The sequence below is a fragment of the Roseateles sp. genome, from assembly GCF_039929605.1.
GTDB lineage: Bacteria > Pseudomonadota > Gammaproteobacteria > Burkholderiales > Burkholderiaceae_C > Pelomonas.
Genome location: NZ_JBDSQX010000080.1, coordinates 1 through 18,992, shown reverse-complemented (window position 1 = coordinate 18,992; position 18,992 = coordinate 1). Strand labels below are relative to the sequence as shown.

Below are 18,992 nucleotides of genomic sequence, written 5' to 3'. Positions count from 1 at the left end.
TGGTGGCGCAGACGCACTTGGCACTGATCGCGGCTATCGACGCCAAGCTGATGATCCTGGACGAGCCGACGCTGGGCCTGGACGTGGTGTCGCGCAAGAGCTTCTACGAGATGCTCATCGACGAGTGGTGCGACGGCGAGCGCAGTGTGCTGATCTCGACGCACCAGGTCGAGGAGGTGGAGGCGCTGCTGAGCGACGTCATCATGCTGGACGAAGGGCGCGTGGCGCTGTCGATCAGCCTGGAGGACATAGACCGCCGCTTCGTGGCACTGAACCACGACCCGGCCGCCGCCGACGCGATGGCCGCCGCCCACCCGCTGCTGCGCTACCGCGAGCAGGGCCGCACGACGTCGCTGTTCGACGGCGTGCCGCCCGAGCACATCACGAGCCTGGGCCAGCGCGTGCGCCCCAGCCTCGTTGACCTCTTCATGGCGCTGACCCGGAACCCGGCGCTGAACAACAAGCAAGCCTGAATCAAGGAGCTGCCATGACAAACCATATCCCCACCCTGCTGCAGCGCGAATGGATGCAGCACAAGCGCGGCTGGCTGATCGCGGCCTTTGCGCCGCCCCTGCTGTTCCTGGCGATGCTGCCGTTTGGCCAGGTCAGCGGCCTGCCGATGGATAGCCCCGAGCTGATCTCCGTGGGCATCGTGTTGATCAGCGCCTGCGCCGTCTACGCGATCTCGCTGCTGGTGGCGCTGTTCCAGTTGCCCGGCCTGGCGCGGCGCGACACGCAGGACCGCTCCATCGAGTTCTGGCTGTCCCTGCCCGGGCGGCCGAGTGAAAGCGTGATGGCCACCGTGCTGGCGCATGCCTGGCTGGCACCACTCGGCGGCGCATTGGTGGGCGTGGTGCTGGGCCTGCCCATCGCCTTGAGCGTGCTGACGAGCCGGGCCGACTTCTCGACCGCGCTGGCGGTGAACTGGGGCGAGGTCATCCTCGCGTCCACACCGCTGCTGCTGCGTGGCCTGGCGGGCACGGTGCCGCTGATGCTGTGGCTGGCCCCGGTCATCTTCGTGCTGATGGCCGCCTCCAGTTGGCTCAAGCGCCTGGGCACGCCGGTGGTGCTGATCGGCGGCGGCGTGGCGGTGGGCGTGCTCTACAAGGCCTACGACATCATCTGGCCGCTGGAGGCGCTGAAGAACCTCAACGACCACATCACCCGCTCGCTCGTCCATGACGGCCACAGCCTGGCCGAAGCGATGCAGTCCGGCACCAACCTCGTCACCTGGGCGCTGCAGGACCTGAGCCACGCGCTGGCCGAGCTGGCGTCGCTGGAGTTCCTGGGCTGGGTGGCCGTGGCGGCCGCAGCATTCGCGCTGGTCGTGATGAAGCGCGCTCGCGGCGGCTGATCAGGCGACCGTCGTCGAACTTGCTGGCGGCACGATGCGTGCCGCCACTTCCTTGCGGAAGCGGTTGAGCTCCTGCACGGTGGCAAAGCTGCGGTCCATCAGCAGGCTCATGTTGTGCAGGATGCGCTCGACGACCTTGCTCTCCCACACGCTGTCGAACTGGATCTGCTTGTCCAGCCAATGCTCCAGCCACTCGGGGTCGGGCAGGCGGCTCTGAATGGTGTCGCGCGGGAAGAGCTTGGCGTTGACGTGCAGGTTGGTCGGGTGCAGCGCCTGGGCCGTGCGGCGGGCGCTGGCCATCAGCACGCCCACCTTGGCGAAGGCGGCGCGCGCTTCGTCGCCGAACTTGACCATCGCACGCTTCATGTAGCGCAGGTAGGCGCCGCCGTGGCGGGCCTCGTCGCGCGACAGGGTCTCGTAGATGGCCTTGATGACCGGCTCGCTGTGCCACTCGGCCGCGCGGCGGTACCAGTGGTTGAGGCGGATCTCGCCGCAGAAATGCATCATCAACGTCTCGAGCGCGGGTGCGGGGTCGAAGTCGAAGCGCACCTCGTGCAGCTCGGCCTCAGTGGGCACGAGCTCGGGGCGGAAGCGCCGCAGGTATTCCATCAGCACGAGGCTGTGCTTTTGCTCCTCGAAGAACCACACGCTCATGAAGGCCGAGAAGTCGCTGTCCTCGCGGTTGTCGCGCAGGAACATCTCGGTGGCCGGCAGTGCCGACCACTCGGTAATGGCGTTCATCTTGATGGTCTGCGCCTGCTCGTCAGACAGCAAGCTGGCGTCGAACTTGTCCCAGGGAATGTCGCTGTCCATGTTCCATCGGACGGCTTCGAGCTGCTTGAACAATTCGGGGTAAAGCATGGTGAGTCCTCGTTTAGAGGGGAGATTCTAAAAGTTCGCGCCAGCGTTCCATTTCGGGCGCGATGGCCGCAAGGCCATCCAGGCTGCGAACGCCCTCCGGCAGGCCCGGCAAACGCAGTGCCCGGCTGCTGCCGCCGGCCCAGATCTCGACGCCTGCGGGCAGCAGCCCGCGCAGCTCGGCCAGGCCCTCCAGCACCGCGCGGTTGGGCAGTTGGGAGCTGAAGCTGAGCGCCACGACATCGGCGCGGTGCGCGGCTGCGGCGCCGGGCAGCTGGGCCGGCGGCGTCTGCACGCCCAATGACAGGCAGGCCGCACCCTCCAAGCTCAGCAGCGCCTCGGCCATCAGCAGTCCCAGCGCATGGCTCTCGCCGGGCAGCGTCGTCAGCAGCACACGCGGGCCGCCGCCAGCCACGCCCGGCAGCGCATGGATGGCCTGGCGCAGCACCAGCTGCAGTGACTCGCTGTAGATGTGCTCCTCGAACACCTGCAGCGCCCCGGTCATCCACAGCTCGCCGATGCGCATGGTCAGCGGCGCGAAGACCTCGTTGATGCCTCCGGCCAGGCCCCGCCGCAGCACGGCCTGCGACAGCGCGCGACGCAGGCCGTCGATGTCGTGGCCCTGCAGCAGGGCCGCGCAAGCCGCGATCTCCGGCGCTTCCGCCATGGCGCCCGCAAGGGTCGGCGCGGTGGCCGGCTGCAGCAGTGCCGCCAGCTCCAGCGCCGAGGCTGCGACGACACGGCCCGGGCGGTGGCCGCCGTCCAGCAGGCGCTTGACGAGGTGCAGCCGCTGCACCTGCTCGGGCGAGTAAAGGCGCTCGCCCGCCGGGTCACGCCAGGGCGTAGGGAAGCCGTAGCGGCGCTCCCAGACGCGGAGCGTTTCCTTGTTGATGCCGGTGTCGCGCTCGACCGCCGTGATGCCGACGCCGCCTGCTGGCGGGCCCGCATCCGCAGCGCCATCGCCGACGTAGACCAGGGGTTCAGACATCGCCAGCCTTTGCGCCAGCCAGCCACTTCATCGATCGACTAAACATATTTGTCCTGGACAAAAATAAGACAACATTCGCGGAATGACCTAATATAGCCACGCAAGCACCGATTTGCACTGGACAAAACATCGACATTCTGCCCCTCCTAATCGCTACCGCGGCGTCTTTTGGCGTCACTGTTTGCAAACCAGGGGCTGAGCAGGAAAGCAGCGCCGGACATCCAACCATGAGGACAACAATCGTCGCCCGAACCCGGTACAGCGCCGAAGAACTTCATGCTTCGGGCAAGCGCTGCAGCTACACACGAAGCACAAGCCCGAGCAGCGCTCGATCGGAGGAGCTTCACACCCCCAAAGAATTCAGGCCGCTCAACCTCTCTGAGTCCAGAGCAGCAATCTCGAAGCCGTTCTCCTCCTCCTCCCTCCCTCGTTGGCTTCGAGGCGTTCTGCGGCCGCTTTTACAGTCAGGGCCCGTGTCGGTGACGCGGGCCCTTCCTTTTTGCCGGGCGGCCACGCATCACCCGAGTTGCTGGGCCTGCTGCAAGGTCGTGGTCATCCGCGTGCCCCAGGCGGCCAGACGGCCAAGCGCATTGCCGTCGTCGGCGCCGGCATTGCGGGCCTGTCAGCAGCCTGGGCTCTGAGCGACCGCGCCCACGTCACGCTGTTCGAGGCCGGCAACTATGCCGGCGGCCATACGCACACGGTCGACGTGACGCTCGACGGCCCGCGCGGCCCCATGACCCACGGTGTCGACACCGGCTTCCTCGTCTTCAACGAGCGCACCTATCCGCTGCTGATCCAGCTCTTCGCCCAGCTCGGCGTTGGCACCGCCAAGAGCGACATGAGCTTCTCCGCCCAGGTGCCGGGCGACGGCATCGAGTGGAGCGGCAATAGTCTGTCCACCGTCTTCGCGCAGCGCCGCAATCTGCTGCGGCCGGCCTTCTGGGGGATGCTGGCCGACCTGCTGCGCTTCAACCGCCTGTGCACGGCGCTGGCTGCCAGCGGCGAGGAGGCGGCGCTGGCCGAGCCCATCGGTGATTTCCTCGCCCGCCACCGTTTTGGCCGCAGCTTCCAGGACTGGTATCTGCTGCCGATGGTCGCCTGCATTTGGTCCTGCCCGACGACGCAGATGCTGCAGTTCCCCATCCGCACGCTGATCCGCTTCTGCCACAACCACGGCTTGCTGCAGGTCAATGAACGGCCGCAGTGGTGGACGGTCACCGGCGGTGCGCGGCATTACGTGAACGCGATGCTGCCCGCCATCCACGACGTGCGCCTGGGCACACCGGTGCAGGCCATCCACCGGCCGGTGGCGGGCGGCGATGTGGTCGTGCAGAGCCCGCGCGGCCGCGAGCATTTCGACGCCGTCATCCTCGCCGGCCACAGCGACCAGAGCCTGGCGCTGCTCAGCCTGCCCACGGATGCCGAGCGCCAGGTGCTGGCTGCCATCCGCTACCAGCCCAACATCGCCGTGCTGCACACCGACGCCGCGCTGCTGCCGCGCCGCCGCGCCGCCTGGGCCGCGTGGAACTACGAGAGCGGCGGAGACGCTGGCGCCGTCTGCCTGCACTACCTGCTGAACCAGCTGCAGCCACTGCCGTGGGAACAGCCGGTCGTCGTGTCGCTGAACCCGCTGCGCCAGCCCGACCCGGCCCGCGTCATCGGCCGCTACCACTACGCCCACCCCGTCTTCGACGACGACGCTGTGCGCGCGCAGTCCCGCCTGGCCGACATCCAGGGCTCGGGCGGCGTGTGGTTTGCCGGCGCATGGACGCGTTATGGCTTCCATGAGGACGGCCTGCTGTCCGGGCTGACCGCCGCGCAGCAGGTCATCGAGCGGGCGCTGGCATGAACACCGCGCAGATCGGGCGAGGCCAGGTGCGCCACCGCCGGCTGCGCCCGCGTGACCACGCCTTCGACTACGCCAGCTACTTCCTGTGGCTGCCGATGCGCTCGCTGCGCGGCCAGCCTTGCGCAGCGCTGAACCGCAACGGGCGTGGCTGGTTGAGCTTTCACGACGCCGACCACGGCGCAGGCGGCGCCGATGCGCTGGCTTGGCTAGAAGCCCTGCTGGCCACCGAATGCATCGCCGACGCCGACGGCGAGGTCTGGCTGCAGACCTACCCGCGCGTGCTGGGCTATGCATTCAAGCCGGTCAGCTTCTGGTTCTGCGAGCGGGCCGACAGCTCGCTCGCGGCCGTCATCGTCGAGGTCAACAACACCTTCGGCGAACGCCACTGCTATCTGCTGCGCGGCCCCGAGCTGGCCTGGGGCCGCGAGCAGCAGGCGGCCAAGGTCTTCCACGTCTCGCCGTTCTGCCGCGTCGAGGGCCGCTACCGCTTTCGCTTCATGCGCGCCGAGGGCCGCATCGTCGCCCGCGTGGACCACGACGACGCGCACGGCCCGCTGCTCCACACCAGCCTCAGCGGCCACCTGCAAGCACTGACCCACCGCAGCGCCCGCGCCGCCTTCTTCGCCATGCCGGCGCTGACGCTGATGGTCGTCGCGCGCATCCATTGGCAGGCGTTGAGGCTGGCGCTGAAACGCGTGCCCTTCTTCTCCAAACCCCAGCCGCCAGAGCGCTTCATCACGCGCTGACCGCCATGACGACAACGACCTCCGCCCCCACCCTCGCGCCCGCGCCGCCGCGCCACGCCCGCCGTGTCCTCGCGCTGCTGAACCATCTGCAGCACGGCAGCCTTGATGTGCAGACACCCGAGGGCGAGATGCTGCACTTCGGCAACCGGCGCGAGCCGCGCGCGGCCATCCGCATCATTGACTGGCAGGTCTGCGCCGCCGCACTCGCCTGCGGCGATGTCGGCTTTGCCGAAAGCTTTGTCGACGGCCAATGGACAAGCCCCGACCTGCATGCGTTGCTGGAACTGCTGATCCGCAACCGCACCGCGCTGGAATCGATCGTCTACGGCGGCTTCTGGGGTGGCCTGCTGCACCGCGTGCGCCATCTGCTCAACCGCAACACGCGCCAGGGCAGCCGCAAGAACATCCACGCCCACTACGACCTCGGCAACGCCTTCTACAAGCTGTGGCTGGACCCGACGATGAACTACTCCAGCGCCTGGTTTGCCGGCGCGCCGGAGGGCACGCTCGACGCCGCGCAGGAGGCCAAGATGCGCCGCGCGTTGAACGAAGCCGGCGTCACGACCGGCAGCCGCGTGCTGGAGATCGGCTGCGGCTGGGGCGCCGTCGCTGAGGTGGCCGCGCGCGACTTCGACGCCCGGTTGACCGGCGTCACGCTGTCGACCGAGCAACTCGCCTGGGCACAGCAGCAACTGACGAACGCCGGCTTGAGCGCCGACCTGCGCCTGCAGGACTACCGCGACATTGCCGACGAACCCTTCGACGCCGTCGTCTCCATCGAGATGTTCGAGGCCGTCGGCCGCGAGTATTGGGACGGCTATTTCCGCAGCGTGCACGCCAAGCTCAAGCCCGGCGGCCGCGCCTGCATCCAGAGCATCACGATCCGCGACGATCTCTTCGACCGCTACGTCCGCTCGACCGACTTCATCCAGCAATACATTTTCCCCGGCGGCCTGCTGCCCAGCCCCAGCCAGTTCCGCAAACACGCCGAGGCGGCGGGCCTGCGCGTCGTCAACGAGCTGGCTTTCGGTGCCGACTACGCCGAGACGCTGCGGCGCTGGCGCCTGGCCTTCCTGCGCCACGAGGGGCCGGTGCGCGAGCTGGGCTTCGACACCCGCTTCATGCGGTTGTGGGAGTTCTATCTCGCCTACTGCGAAGGCGCCTTTGCCGCAGGCAATACCGACGTCATGCAGTTCACCCTCGTTCGGGACTAACCGTGCAACGCCGCGCCGTTCTGCTGGCCCTCGCTCTGCCCACGCTCGCCCAGGCCGCGTCGGAGCTGGCCAGCCTGACAAAGCGCGGCCAGGCACGCTCACCGACCGCGCCGGCATGGTGCAGCGCCGCTTCGTCGTGCAACTGGTCGGCCGCTGGCAGGGCGATGTCGGCACGCTGGAGGAAGACTTCAGCTACAGCGACGGCAAGACGGAACGCCGCGTCTGGACCATCACCGCCCTGGGTGATGGCCGCTACAAGGGCACGGCCGCCGACGTCATCGGCGAGGCCCAGGGCGAGGCACGCGGCAATGCGCTGCGCTGGAGCTACACGCTGCGCCTGCCCGCGGACGGCACGAGCTACGACGTGCAGTTCGACGACTGGATGTACCTCATGGACGGCAAGGTCATGCTGAACAAGGCGAGCATGAGCAAGTTCGGCTTCCATGTGGGTGACGTGACCTTGTCGTTCTACAAGCCATGAGCCTTAATCAGCGGCTGCGTGACTGGCAGGGCAAGACGGCCTGGGTGATCGGCGCGTCCACCGGCATCGGCCGCGCGACGGCCAGCGCCCTGCACGCGGCCGGCGCGCATGTCGTCGTGTCGGCACGGCAGGCGCCGCTGCTCGACGAGTTCGTGGCCACGCATCCAGGCAGTCACTCGCTGGCGCTGGATGTGCTCGACGGCCCCGCCCTGCATGCGGCGGTCGCCGCCATTGGCGCCATCGACCTCTGCGTCTACTGCGCCGGCTACTACCGGCCGATGGGCGCGACCAGCTTCGACCTGGCCGACGCGCGCCGACATCTCGACATCAACTACCTCGGCGCGCTCAACCTGCTCGATGCGCTGCTGCCGCTGCTGCTCACCGCCGGTCGCGGCCACCTGAGCCTCGTCTCTAGCGTGGCCGGCTATCGCGGCCTGCCCAAGGCGCTGGCCTACGGGCCCGCCAAGGCCGCGCTGACGCACCTGGCCGAGGCGCTCTACCTCGACCTGCATCCGCGCGGCGTGGGCGTTTCCGTCATCCACCCCGGTTTCGTGAAGACGCCGATGACGGCGCAGAACGACTTCGTCATGCCCGCCGAGATCAGCCCCGAACAGGCCGCCCGCGCCATGCTGGCCGGCTGGGCCGCCGGCGAGTTCGAGATCCACTTCCCCAAGCGCTTCACGCGCCTGATGAAGCTGCTGCGGCTGCTGGGCGACAGCGCCTATTTCAAGCTCGCCAGCAAGGCGAACCGGTGAGCCGAGGCGCTGCGGCTATCTCAACCAGCCCTTGCGGCGGAAGTAGATGAACGGCGCCGCCACCGACAGCAGCATCAGCCCCAGCGCGAGGGGGTAGCCCCACGCCATATCCAGCTCCGGCATGTACTTGAAGTTCATGCCGTAGATCGACGCAATCAGCGTCGGCGGCAGCAGGGCCACGCTGGCGACCGAGAAGATCTTGATGATCTTGTTCTGGTTGATGTTGATGAAGCCGACCGTGGCGTCCATCAGGAAGTTGATCTTGTCGAAGAGGAACGCCGTGTGCGAATCGAGTGAGTCGATGTCGCGAAGAATCTGGCGCGACTCCTCGAACTGCTCGGCGCTCAGCATGCGGCTGCGCATCATGAAGCTGAGCGCGCGGCGCGTGTCCATCACGTTGCGGCGGATGCGGCCGTTCAAGTCTTCCTCGCGGGCGATGGAGCCCAGCACTTCGCCGGCCTCTGCGTCGGTCACGTCGCTCTTCAACACGCGGGCGCTCACCGCTTCGAGCTTGTCGTAGATGCCCTCCAGCACGTCGGCCGAATACTCGGCGTCGGCGTCGTAGAGCTTGAGCAGCACGTCCTTGGCATCCTCGATCAACGCTGGGATGCGCCGCGCCCGCAGCCGCAGCAGGCGGAACACCGGCAGGTCCTCGTTGTGGACGGAGAACAGGATGTTGTTGAACAGGATGAAGGCCACGCGCACATTGCGCGCCGACTTGGCCGGGGGGTCCCCGTCGCCTTCGATGAGAAAGTCGGAGCGGATGTGCAGCTCGCCGTTGTCCTCCTCGTAAAAGCGCGCCGATTCCTCCAGGTCGTCGTCGACGATGTCCTCGGGAATGGTCAGCCCGAAGCGGTCGAGGATCCAGCCTTTTTCTTCGGCGCTCGGGCTCTCCAGGTCGACCCAGATGGGGCGCGATTGGGCGAGGTCTTCGGCGGTTTCGATTTCTTCCTGGAACAGCCCGCCCTTCAGGCGGCCGTTATCCAGCGTGAACACATTCAGCATGCATCGTCTCCAGCAGCGCTGGCTACACGAACAGGACGACGCGGGGCGCCGTCCGGGGTGGCGGGATTCAGTTCAACCGTCTCACTCCGGGCGGGGCGCTGGTCAGCGCACGTGGCGGGAGTGGACGGTCACCGAGAGTGGTCGCTGTCCAAGAAGGGCTCCGTAGCGGGAATAGCTGCAGATTATTGCATCGGTGCAAGACGTGAAAGAAGGCGCAAGAACGGGGCTCGAATGGCCGCAAATGCTCACCGGCATCCCCTTGTCACGCCGCCGCTTCGCGCGCAAACTGGGTTCACCGATTCCCCACTCCCACCCACCTCCGCTACCTGCAAACAGTTCTCCCTCCGCAACTTTCCTCAGTTTTCTGGTTCCGTTTTTTCCGACCCATTCCTGTGAAAGGAAGCTTTATGAACCTGACGATCAGTGGCCATCATCTCGAAGTCACCCCAGCATTGCGCGAATATGTTCTGACCAAGTTGGACCGCGTGACTCGCCACTTTGACCAGGTCGTTGACATCAACGTCCTGCTGACCGTAGAGAAGCAAAAGGAAAAGGATCGCCGGCAACGCGCCGAAGTCACGCTGCACGTGAAGGGCCGCGACATCTTTGTGGAGCAGTCCCATGAGGACCTCTACGCCGCCATCGACCAATTGATGGACAAGCTGGACCGCCAGGTCTGCCGCCACAAGGACAAGGTGCAGGACCACCACCACGCCTCGGCCAAGCGCCTTGAGGTGCCCGCCCGCTAAACACAGGCGATTCGTCCTCCAAGCGGCCTGCGGGCCGCTTTCGCTTTTGCGATGCGCAATCGACGGTCTTCCATAACAATCGGTTGTTGCTGCAGTGCCGCAAAAACCCGCATTCGGGGGTGAGCGGGGGCCTTTTGCACGCCTGCGGGATCGGCCCCTCACCCCAAGGCAGCCCGCAGTTCCATAATCTGCGACTCTGAATGACCCACTCACCCGGCTGCGGCCGCGCCCACCAGGCGCCCCCGACGCCCGGCCACCGCCCATGAACCGTCTCGCCGCCATCCTCCCCGCCGACAACGTGTTGGTGACTGTGGATGCGTCCAGCAAGAAACGCGCCTTCGAACACGCTGGCCTGCTGTTCGAGAACCACCACCAGATGGCCCGCGCGCTGGTCACCGACAACCTGTTCGCCCGTGAGCGCCTGGGGTCGACCGGCCTCGGCCACGGCGTCGCCATCCCGCACGGCCGCGTCAAGGGGCTGAAAAACCCGTTGGCTGCCGTGCTGCGCCTGCAGCAGCCCATCGCCTTCGACGCGCCGGACGACGAACCCGTCGGCCTGCTGATCTTCCTGCTCGTGCCCGAAGCGGCGACGCAGCGGCATCTGGAGATCCTGTCCGAGATCGCCGAGATGCTGTCCGACCGTGAACTGCGCGAGCAGCTCAAGACCGAACCCGAGGCCGCGACGCTGCACAAGCTCATCGCGGGCTGGGAGCCGCTGAAGTCCGTCGCCTGATGCCGCCAATTGGCGCTTCGCGTAAACCCTGAGTCAATTTGAAACCGACCTCGATCAGCGCCGAAAGGCTGTTTGAAGAGCACCGCGAAGCCCTCCGCTGGGAATGGCTTGCCGGCCACGGGCACCCGGAGCGTCGCTTCGACGAGGCCGCCGTGCGCGATGCGCAGAGCGCGGCCGACTTGGTCGGCTACCTGAACTACATCCATCCCTACCGGGTCCAGATCGTCGGCCGTCGTGAAGTGGCCTATCTGAACCAGGAAGGCACGGAGGTGCAGGACCGCCGCATTTCGCGCATCGTCACGCTGGAGCCGCCGGTCATCATCGTGGCCGACGACACCACGCCGCCGCCGCGCCTGGTGGCCATGTGCGACCGCGCCGAGATCCCGCTGTTCCGCACCAAGGAATCGGCCGGCCATGTCATCGACCTGGTGCGCGGCTACCTGTCGCAGCTGTTCGCCAATCGCACGACGCGCCACGGCGTGTTCATGGACATCCTCGGTCTGGGCGTGCTGCTGACCGGCGAATCGGGTCTGGGCAAGAGCGAGCTCGGCCTGGAGCTGATCTCGCGCGGCCATGGCCTGGTGGCCGACGACGCGGTCGACTTCTTCCGCATCGCCCAGACGGCCATTGAAGGTCGCTGCCCCGATCTGCTGCTCAACCTGCTGGAAGTGCGCGGCATCGGCCTGCTCGACATCAAGGCCATCTTTGGCGAGACGGCCGTGCGCCGCAAGATGCGCCTCAAGCTCATCGTCCACCTCGTGCGCAAGGAAACGATGGAGCGCGACTTCGAGCGCCTGCCCTACGAGCCGCTGCACGAGGACGTGCTCGGGATGCCCGTGCGCAAGGTCGTCATCGCCGTGGACGCCGGCCGCAACCTGGCCGTGCTGGTGGAAGCCGCCGTGCGCAACACCATCCTGCAGCTGCGCGGCATCGACACATACAAGGAATTCGTCGAGCGCCACCAGCGCGCCATCGACAGCGGCTCCACCGACTGATGGCGTTGCAGGCCTTCAGCGACATCGCGCGCCTGCTCGTCCTCAACACGGACAGCTACAAGACCAGCCACTGGCTGCAGTACCCACCCGGCACCCGCACCGTCTTCAGCTACATCGAGGCGCGCGGTGGCGCACTGCCCTTCACCGTCTTCTTCGGCCTGCAGGCGCTGCTGAAGGAGTACCTCACCAAGCAAGTGACGGCCGACGATGTGACTCTTGCCGCCGAGGTCTGCGCCGCCCATGGCGTGCCCTTCAACCGCGAGGGCTGGCTTCACATCGTCGACGCCCACGGCGGCCGGCTGCCGCTGCGCATACGCGCGGTGCCCGAAGGAACGGTCGTGCCGATCAACCACGCCCTCGTCACCGTCGAGAACACCGACCCGGCATGCTGGTGGTTGACGAGTTATGTCGAGACAGCACTGCTGCGCGTCTGGTACCCGACCACCGTGGCCAGCCACGGCTTGTCCACCCGCCGCCTCATCGGCGATGCGCTGGCGCGCACCGGCTCGCCCGAGGGCCTGCCCTTCAAGCTGCACGACTTCGGCGCGCGAGGCGTGTCGTCGATGGAATCGGCCATGCTGGGCGGCATGGCCCACCTCGTGAACTTCCAGGGCACCGACAACATCACGGCATTGCTCGGCGCCCGCGTCTATTACGGCGAACCCATGGCCGGCTTCTCCATCCCGGCCGCCGAGCACAGCACCATCACGGCCTGGGGCCGCGACGGCGAATTGGCCGCCTACCGCAACATGCTCACGCAGTTCGGCCGGCCCGGCACGCTGCTGGCCGTCGTGTCCGACTCCTACGACCTCGACGCCGCCGTCGCCCGGCTCTGGGGCGGCGCGCTGCGCGAAGAGGTCATCGCCAGCGGCGCCACCGTCGTCATCCGCCCCGACAGCGGCGACCCGACCAGCGTCGTGCTGCGCACCGTGCGCTCGCTGGACGCCAGCTTCGGCAGCGAGGTCAACGCCAAGGGCTACAAAATCCTGAAGCATGTGCGCGTCATCCAGGGCGACGGCATCACGCGCGAGTCCATCGCCAGCATCCTGGGCGCCCTGGAATCCGCCGGCTACTCGGCCGACAACGTTGCCTTCGGCCAGGGCGGCGCGCTGCTGCAGCAGGTCAACCGCGACACGCTGGGCTTTGCGATGAAGGCCTCGGCTGCTGAAGTGGGCGGCGCATGGCGCGACGTCTTCAAGGCGCCCATCACCGACCCCGCCAAGCGCAGCAAGGCCAGCCGGCTCACGCTGATGCGCCAGGGCGACGCCTTTGCCACCGTGCGCCTGGATTCGCCCGGCTATCAGCAAGCGCTCGCCGACGGCGCCACCGAGGCACTGCGCACCGTCTTCGAGAATGGCCGCCTACTGGTGGACGACAGCTTCGCGGCGATCCGCGCGCGGGTGACGCCTTAGCTCTTGTTCGGGCAGTCGGTCTTCACGCAGGTCGCGTAGAGGGCCAGCGAATGCTCCTGCAGATGGAAGCCGCGCTCATCCGCGATGGCGTGCTGCCGCTCCTCGATGCCGGGGTCGAAGAACTCCTCGACCTTGCCGCAGTTCAGGCAGACGAGGTGGTCGTGGTGGTGCCCCTCGTTGAGCTCGTAGACGGCCTTGCCGGTCTCGAAATGGTTGCGGCTGAGCAGGCCCGCCTGCTCGAACTGCTGCAGCACGCGGTAGACCGTTGCCAGGCCAATGTCGGCGCCCTCGCCGAGCAGTGCCTTGTAGACATCCTCGGCGGTCATGTGGCGCACAGCGGCGCGCTGGAAGATCTCGAGGATCTTGATGCGCGGCAGCGTGGCCTTGAGGCCGCTGTTCTTGATGTCGCTGGTCTGGTCTTTGACGGAGGAGGGCATGGCGAGTGGGCCGAAGCCCCCGACAAGGGGCCCCGCTAGAATCCGCCGATCATAGCCAGCCGAGCCTTCGGCAGGCGCTTTCCGCCCTCTGTCCAGCCGCCCCATGCGTCCCCTGCTTGCCTCTCTCCCGCTGATTGCGCTGCTTGGCGGCTGCTCCTACATGCCCTCGTGGCCCTCCATGCCCACCATCACCGGCGAGAAGGTGCTGGGCTTCGTGACGCCCTACCGCGTCGAAGTGGTGCAGGGCAATGTGCTGACCAAGGAGATGGTCGCGCGCGTCAAGCCCGGCATGCCCAAGGCACAGGTGCGCGACCTGCTCGGCTCGCCGCTGCTGACCGATATCTTCCACGAGTCGCGCTGGGACTACCCCTTCACCATCCGCCGCCAGGGCACCGCGCCGCAGCAGCGCTTGGTCATCGCGGAGTTCGACGGTGACAAGCTCAAGACCCTGACGGCGCCCGACGACCTGCCCACCGAGAACGAGTTCGTCGCCTCGGTCAACACCTTCAAGCCCGGCAGCAAGCAACCCAAGCTGGAGCTGACCGAGGCCGAGCGCAGCGCGCTGCCGCCGCCCAAGCACAGCGCTGACGCCGCACCGACCGCCGCCGCCGAAGGCCCGGCGCCGGGCCGCACCTACCCGCCGCTGGACGCCAAGGTGGGATCGGGCACGTGATCAAGGTCGCCGTCGTGGGCGCCTCCGGGCGCATGGGCAAGATGCTCATCGAGGCCGTCGAGGCGGCCGACGACTGCACGCTGCACGCCGCGCTCGGCCGCAGTGACGACCTGCGCACGGGCCTGGCTGATGCCGACGTGCTGATTGACTTCACGCGCCCCGAGGCGACCCTCGCCAATCTCGCCATCTGCGCCGAGCTGGGCGTCAAAGCCGTCGTCGGCACCACCGGCTTCGACGCGGCGCAGAAGGCCGAACTCGCCCAACTCGCCGAGCGCACGGCCATCGTCTGTGCGCCCAACATGAGCGTTGGCGTCAACGTCGTGCTCAAGCTGCTCGACATGGCCGCCCGCGCAATGAATGAGGGCTTCGACATCGAGATCGTCGAGGCCCACCACCGCAACAAGGTCGACGCGCCGAGCGGCACCGCGCTGCAGATGGGCCAGGTCGTGGCCGACGCGCTCGGGCGCGACTTGAAAGCGTGTGCCGTCTATGGCCGCGAGGGCGTCACTGGCGTACGCGACCCGTCGACCATCGGCTTCGCCACCGTGCGCGGCGGCGACATCATCGGCGACCACACCGTGCTGTTCGCCGGCACCGGCGAGCGCATCGAGATCAGCCACAAGGCCAGCAACCGCAGCATCTACGCCCAAGGTAGCCTGCGCGCGGCGCGCTTCCTGGCCGGCAAAAGCACCGGCCTGTTCGGCATGAACGACGTGCTGGGTTTCGTCTGATGGGCGGCTTCGCCGAGTTTTGGGCTCAAAGCGACCTCGTCGGCCGCGCGGTGGCGCTGCTGCTGCTGGCCATGTCGATCAGCGCCTGGGCGCTGATCCTTTGGAAGGTCTGGCTGCTGCGCCGCGCGCGTCGCGGCCTTGTGCGTGCAGTGCCGGCCTTCTGGGGAGCTGCGGGCGTGGCCGAGGGCCGAAGTGCGCTTCAGAGCTTCGACACCGAGCGCCTGCTGCTGCCGCTGCTGGACGCCGCCACCGCCGAGACCCGCGCCGCGACTTTGGATGCCGCCGGCAAACGCGAATCGCGCCTGACCCGCCGCCTGCGCGATGCGCTGCATGCGGTGCTGGCCAAGCTGCAGTTCGGCCAGGTGCTGCTCGCCTCCGTCGGCGCGACGGCTCCTTTCGTGGGCCTGTTCGGCACCGTCTGGGGCATCTACCACGCACTGGCCAGCATCTCGGCCGCCGGCAACATCACCATCGAGAAGATCTCGGGCCCGGTCGGCGAGGCGCTGATCATGACGGCCGCAGGCCTGGCGGTCGCCATCCCTGCCGTGCTGGCCTACAACGTCTTCGGCAAGCTCGTAGCGGCCTGCGAAGCCGACCTCGAAGGTTTTGCGCACGACCTGCGCGAACTGCTAGGCACGGACTGATATGGCCTTCGGTCGCCTTGAGAAGCTCGAGGCCTCCCGCCCGATGAGCGACATCAACATGACGCCGCTGATCGACGTCATGCTGGTGCTGCTGGTCATCTTCATGATCACGGCGCCGCTGATGACCGCCTCGCTGCGCCTGGACCTGCCCAAGAGCGAGGCCGCCACGCCGAGCGATGCGCCAAGCTTCATCGCCGTGGCCATCACACCGGACGGCAAGCTGCACTTGGGCGATAACGAGCTGGACGCGAAAGCCTTCCAGCAGCGCATCAACGAACTCGGCCGCGCCAACACGCAGCTGGAAGTGCAGTTGCGCGCCGACCGCGCCGTGCCCTACGGGCAGGTGGCCGAACTGATCGGCTGGGTGCAGGCCGCCGGGCTCAATCGCATCGCGTTCGTGGCGCAGCAGCCCCAGTAACCAGGCGGCGGCGCCGCAGCAGGCCCACAAGCAGCGCGCCGCCCGCCAGGGCAAGTGCCGTCGTTGAAGGCTCCGGCACGGGGGCCGTCAGGAAGACGCCGGACTGCGAGCCCAGCGTGTAGCCCGTCGGCAGCGAATAGGACACGCGCGCCGTATGACTGGCGTCGATCTCGGCCTTGAGCCCCACGGGGTAGATGAAGGTCTGCAGTTCGACGGTGGCCCAGAAGGTGAAGGAGGTGTTCGGGACCACCATGCCCTGCACCATCAACTTGCCATTGACGACACCGGCCAGCGTCAACGGCTCATTGAGCAGGCCGCAATCCCACTGGCAGATGATGTCGTCCTGGGTGACGGCCCCGTTCTCGTCCAGGCTCTTGGACCGTATCACCCGCATTTCCTTGCCCGGCGCGCCGAGAGCCGACATCGTGGCTCGGAAGATCAGCGATTCGTAGCCGTTGGCGCCCAGGGCGGGGTTGATCGGCAGCAGCGCATCGACGTCCAGCGTCATCGTCATGGGCACGGGCGCCGTGCCGGGGCCGATGACGTGCAGATCGTCCGTGATGGACACCGACGTGATGGCGATGGGGCTGCTCTGATAAACCGTCACGGGTGTGGTGCTCATCTTCGCCCGCACCGTGCCGTCACGCAGGTCGGCGGAGCCCCACAAGTCAGCGAGCAGCGAGGTGGTGTCGACGTGGCGGCTGTTCTCGGTGAAGACCGGATCGCTGAAGCTGGTCGGCGGGAATTCACCCTGGATGCCGAAGCCGACCGTCGCCGTGGCGGCGTGGGCCTGCACCGCGCCGAACAGCGCCAGCACCGTGACTGCAGCCAGTCGCGCAAGGGTCAATGAATGAAGGCGTGCAGCAGACATGGACAGGCTCCCCGGCCAGAGTTGTCAAACCAGTAAAGGCGCTGGAATGTCGTTGTGAAAGTTCAAGCTAGGGGTCGAGGTAGACGCGGCTTGCTTGCCGAGGCCCGCCCAGGGGCGCCACCTACAATTTGGTCCATGAACGCCAAGACCGAAGCGCCCAGCTACAACCCGAACGAAATCGAAGCCGCCGCCCATGCCTACTGGAACGGCCGCGACGCCTACCGCGTCACCGAGGACGCCAGCAAGCCGCACTTCTACGCCTGCTCCATGCTGCCCTACCCGAGCGGCAAGCTGCACATGGGCCATGTGCGCAACTACACGATCAACGACATGCTGGCCCGCCAGCTGCGCATGAAGGGCTACAACGTCCTCATGCCCATGGGCTGGGACGCTTTCGGCCTGCCGGCCGAGAACGCCGCGATGAAGGGCAAGCTGCCGCCCGCGCAGTGGACCTACTCCAACATCGCCCACATGAAGGCCCAGATGCAGGCCATGGGCCTGGCCATCGACTGGAGCCGCGAGGTCGCGACCTGCCAGCCCAGCTACTACAAGTGGAACCAGTGGCTGTTCCTGAAGATGCTGGAAAAGGGCATCGCCGAGCGCCGTACCCAGGTCGTCAACTGGGACCCGGTGGACCAGACCGTGCTGGCCAACGAGCAGGTCATCGACGGCCGCGGCTGGCGCTCGGGCGCGCTGGTCGAGAAGCGCGAGATCCCCGGCTACTACCTGAAGATCACGCAGTACGCCGAGGAGCTGTTGTCGGCCGTGGCTGATCCGGCCGACCCGAACTACCTCAGCGGCTGGCCCGAGCGCGTGCGGCTGATGCAGGAGAACTGGATCGGCAAGAGCCAGGGCGTGCGCTTTGCCTTCCCGCACACCATCGAGGGCGGCGGTGGGCGGCTGTGGGTGTTCACGACCCGCGCCGACACCATCATGGGCGTGACCTTCTGCGCCGTGGCGCCGGAGCATCCGCTGGCGACGGTCGCGGCCAAGGACAAGCCCGAGGTCGCCCGCTTCATCGAGGAGTGCGCAGCCGGTGGCACGACCGAGGCCGAGCTGGCCACGCAGGAGAAGAAGGGCGTGCCCACGGGCCTGTTCGTCACGCACCCGATCACCGGCGCGCAGGTCGAGGTCTGGGTCGGCAACTACGTGCTGATGAGCTACGGCGACGGCGCCGTCATGGGCGTGCCGGCGCATGATGAGCGGGACTTCGCGTTTGCGAAGAAGTACGGTCTCGCAATCAAGCCAGTGATTGCGCCCGAAGGCTATGACTTCACTGAAATTCCGCTGGAACAGATTCCTGACTTCCGCCGGAACGAGCCGCTAATTACTCACCCATCCCTTATGGGCGCATATCCAAACCAAGGTGTTGCTCAGTGGGAGGGCCAATGGTCTGAGTTGTTTTCGCGGCATGGCCGTTGCGTGAATTCCGGTGTGCTAGACGGCCTGTGTCACACCGACGCAATTAACAAGGTTGCCGAGTTGCTGGCCGAGAAAGGCCTCGGCGAGAAGAAAACCACCTGGCGCCTGCGCGACTGGGGCGTCAGCCGCCAGCGCTACTGGGGCACGCCGATTCCCATCATCCATTGCGATGACTGCGGCGTCGTGCCGGTGCCCGAGAAGGACCTGCCCGTCGTGCTGCCCGACGACCTGATCCCGGACGGCAGCGGCAACCCGCTGAACAAGCACGCTGCGTTCTTGAACGTGCCCTGCCCGACCTGCCACAAGCCGGCCAAGCGCGAGACGGACACGATGGACACCTTCGTCGATTCGTCCTGGTACTTCATGCGCTATTGCGACCCGAAGAACGACAAAGCAATGGTGGGCGCCGGCATAGACTACTGGATGCCCATGGACCAGTACATCGGCGGGGTGGAGCACGCGGTGCTGCACCTGCTATATGCGCGGTTTTGGACCAAGGTGATGCGCGATATGGGGCTGGTGAAATTCGACGAGCCGTTCATCAAACTCATGACCCAGGGCATGGTGCTCAATCACATCTTTTATCGTCGCGACGATAAAGGCGGCAAGCATTACTTTCCGCCTTCGGAGGTGGCCCAGGAGCACGACGTGCAG

Annotated in this window: 20 protein-coding genes and 1 pseudogene; 16 read left to right on the top strand and 5 right to left on the bottom strand. The window is 67.0% G+C overall.

Features of this window, described 5'->3' with window-relative positions; genetic code table 11:
* Nucleotides 1-473: pseudogene (locus ABIS05_RS11105) on the top strand (ABC transporter ATP-binding protein); the annotation flags it as partial.
* Nucleotides 474-487: 14 nt separating this feature from the next.
* Nucleotides 488-1,354, top strand: a complete 867-nt coding sequence (locus tag ABIS05_RS11100; RefSeq protein ID WP_348009764.1) for a hypothetical protein — start codon at nt 488-490, stop codon at nt 1,352-1,354.
* Here ABIS05_RS11100 and ABIS05_RS11095 read toward each other — a convergent pair whose 3' ends face one another.
* Both ABIS05_RS11095 and ABIS05_RS11090 read right to left on the bottom strand, forming a co-directional pair.
* Complete coding sequence (locus ABIS05_RS11095) at nt 1,355-2,215, bottom strand: ferritin-like domain-containing protein (protein ID WP_348009763.1); 861 nt, start codon at nt 2,213-2,215, stop codon at nt 1,355-1,357.
* 13 nt (nt 2,216-2,228) lie between these two features.
* Nucleotides 2,229-3,200 carry a MerR family transcriptional regulator gene (locus ABIS05_RS11090; protein ID WP_348009762.1) on the bottom strand — a complete coding sequence of 324 codons (972 nt, stop codon included), beginning with the start codon at nt 3,198-3,200 and terminating at the stop codon, nt 2,229-2,231.
* A gap of 538 nt (nt 3,201-3,738) precedes the next feature.
* On the opposite strand from ABIS05_RS11090, the gene ABIS05_RS11085 reads away from it, so the two are divergent.
* From ABIS05_RS11085 to ABIS05_RS11065, 5 genes are all read left to right on the top strand, one after another.
* Nucleotides 3,739-5,052: an FAD-dependent oxidoreductase gene (locus tag ABIS05_RS11085; protein ID WP_348009766.1), complete on the top strand. Its 1,314-nt coding sequence runs from the start codon at nt 3,739-3,741 to the stop codon at nt 5,050-5,052.
* Nucleotides 5,049-5,798, top strand: coding sequence for a DUF1365 domain-containing protein (locus tag ABIS05_RS11080; protein WP_348009761.1), 750 nt, complete (start codon nt 5,049-5,051; stop codon nt 5,796-5,798). The genes ABIS05_RS11085 and ABIS05_RS11080 overlap by 4 nt, the downstream gene beginning before the upstream one ends.
* A gap of 5 nt (nt 5,799-5,803) precedes the next feature.
* Nucleotides 5,804-7,012: a cyclopropane-fatty-acyl-phospholipid synthase family protein gene (locus ABIS05_RS11075; RefSeq protein ID WP_348009760.1), complete on the top strand. Its 1,209-nt coding sequence runs from the start codon at nt 5,804-5,806 to the stop codon at nt 7,010-7,012.
* 115 nt (nt 7,013-7,127) lie between these two features.
* The gene (locus tag ABIS05_RS11070; RefSeq protein ID WP_348009759.1) at nt 7,128-7,493 is read left to right on the top strand and encodes a DUF3833 domain-containing protein; all 366 of its coding nucleotides are present in this window, start codon (nt 7,128-7,130) and stop codon (nt 7,491-7,493) included.
* Nucleotides 7,490-8,248, top strand: coding sequence for an SDR family NAD(P)-dependent oxidoreductase (locus tag ABIS05_RS11065; protein ID WP_348009758.1), 759 nt, complete (start codon nt 7,490-7,492; stop codon nt 8,246-8,248). The genes ABIS05_RS11070 and ABIS05_RS11065 overlap by 4 nt, the downstream gene beginning before the upstream one ends.
* Nucleotides 8,249-8,263: 15 nt before the next feature.
* Here ABIS05_RS11065 and corA read toward each other — a convergent pair whose 3' ends face one another.
* The gene (corA, locus tag ABIS05_RS11060) at nt 8,264-9,253 is read right to left on the bottom strand and encodes a magnesium/cobalt transporter CorA (protein ID WP_348009757.1); all 990 of its coding nucleotides are present in this window, start codon (nt 9,251-9,253) and stop codon (nt 8,264-8,266) included.
* Nucleotides 9,254-9,660: 407 nt separating this feature from the next.
* On the opposite strand from corA, the gene hpf reads away from it, so the two are divergent.
* The 4 genes from hpf to ABIS05_RS11040 all read left to right on the top strand — a co-directional run bounded on the left by hpf (nt 9,661) and on the right by ABIS05_RS11040 (nt 13,142).
* Nucleotides 9,661-10,002 (top strand): ribosome hibernation-promoting factor, HPF/YfiA family, encoded by a 342-nt coding sequence (gene hpf, locus ABIS05_RS11055; RefSeq protein WP_348009756.1) that lies wholly within the window; start codon nt 9,661-9,663, stop codon nt 10,000-10,002.
* Between the two features lie 262 nt (nt 10,003-10,264).
* Nucleotides 10,265-10,735 (top strand): PTS IIA-like nitrogen regulatory protein PtsN, encoded by a 471-nt coding sequence (gene ptsN, locus ABIS05_RS11050; protein WP_348009755.1) that lies wholly within the window; start codon nt 10,265-10,267, stop codon nt 10,733-10,735.
* A 38-nt stretch (nt 10,736-10,773) separates the two neighbouring features.
* The gene (gene hprK, locus ABIS05_RS11045) at nt 10,774-11,730 is read left to right on the top strand and encodes an HPr(Ser) kinase/phosphatase (RefSeq protein ID WP_348009754.1); all 957 of its coding nucleotides are present in this window, start codon (nt 10,774-10,776) and stop codon (nt 11,728-11,730) included.
* Nucleotides 11,730-13,142, top strand: a complete 1,413-nt coding sequence (locus tag ABIS05_RS11040) for a nicotinate phosphoribosyltransferase (RefSeq protein ID WP_348063257.1) — start codon at nt 11,730-11,732, stop codon at nt 13,140-13,142. Before hprK ends, ABIS05_RS11040 begins: the two co-directional genes overlap by 1 nt.
* Here the strand turns inward: ABIS05_RS11040 and fur are convergent.
* Nucleotides 13,139-13,579, bottom strand: coding sequence for a ferric iron uptake transcriptional regulator (gene fur, locus ABIS05_RS11035; RefSeq protein WP_348009752.1), 441 nt, complete (start codon nt 13,577-13,579; stop codon nt 13,139-13,141). The genes ABIS05_RS11040 and fur overlap by 4 nt on opposite strands.
* 103 nt (nt 13,580-13,682) lie before the next feature.
* Here fur and ABIS05_RS11030 point away from each other — a divergent pair, with 103 nt between their 5' ends.
* Genes ABIS05_RS11030 through ABIS05_RS11015 form a run of 4 tightly spaced genes read left to right on the top strand, consistent with a single transcriptional unit; the run spans nt 13,683 to nt 16,045 of the window.
* Nucleotides 13,683-14,252, top strand: a complete 570-nt coding sequence (locus ABIS05_RS11030) for an outer membrane protein assembly factor BamE (protein ID WP_348063256.1) — start codon at nt 13,683-13,685, stop codon at nt 14,250-14,252.
* Nucleotides 14,249-14,983, top strand: a complete 735-nt coding sequence (gene dapB, locus ABIS05_RS11025) for a 4-hydroxy-tetrahydrodipicolinate reductase (protein ID WP_407074826.1) — start codon at nt 14,249-14,251, stop codon at nt 14,981-14,983. The genes ABIS05_RS11030 and dapB overlap by 4 nt, the downstream gene beginning before the upstream one ends.
* A complete protein-coding gene (locus ABIS05_RS11020; protein ID WP_348009750.1) occupies nt 14,983-15,627 on the top strand; it encodes a MotA/TolQ/ExbB proton channel family protein in 645 nt (214 codons plus the stop codon). The genes dapB and ABIS05_RS11020 overlap by 1 nt, the downstream gene beginning before the upstream one ends.
* Before the next feature lies 1 nt (nt 15,628).
* Nucleotides 15,629-16,045 carry a biopolymer transporter ExbD gene (locus tag ABIS05_RS11015; protein WP_348009749.1) on the top strand — a complete coding sequence of 139 codons (417 nt, stop codon included), beginning with the start codon at nt 15,629-15,631 and terminating at the stop codon, nt 16,043-16,045.
* Here the strand turns inward: ABIS05_RS11015 and ABIS05_RS11010 are convergent.
* The gene (locus ABIS05_RS11010; RefSeq protein ID WP_348063254.1) at nt 16,008-16,916 is read right to left on the bottom strand and encodes a PEP-CTERM sorting domain-containing protein; all 909 of its coding nucleotides are present in this window, start codon (nt 16,914-16,916) and stop codon (nt 16,008-16,010) included. The two genes, ABIS05_RS11015 and ABIS05_RS11010, sit on opposite strands and share 38 nt — an antisense overlap.
* Nucleotides 16,917-17,051: 135 nt before the next feature.
* Here ABIS05_RS11010 and ABIS05_RS11005 point away from each other — a divergent pair.
* Nucleotides 17,052-18,992 (top strand): class I tRNA ligase family protein (locus tag ABIS05_RS11005; protein ID WP_348009747.1); only part of this gene is annotated, 1,941 nt, incomplete at its 3' end.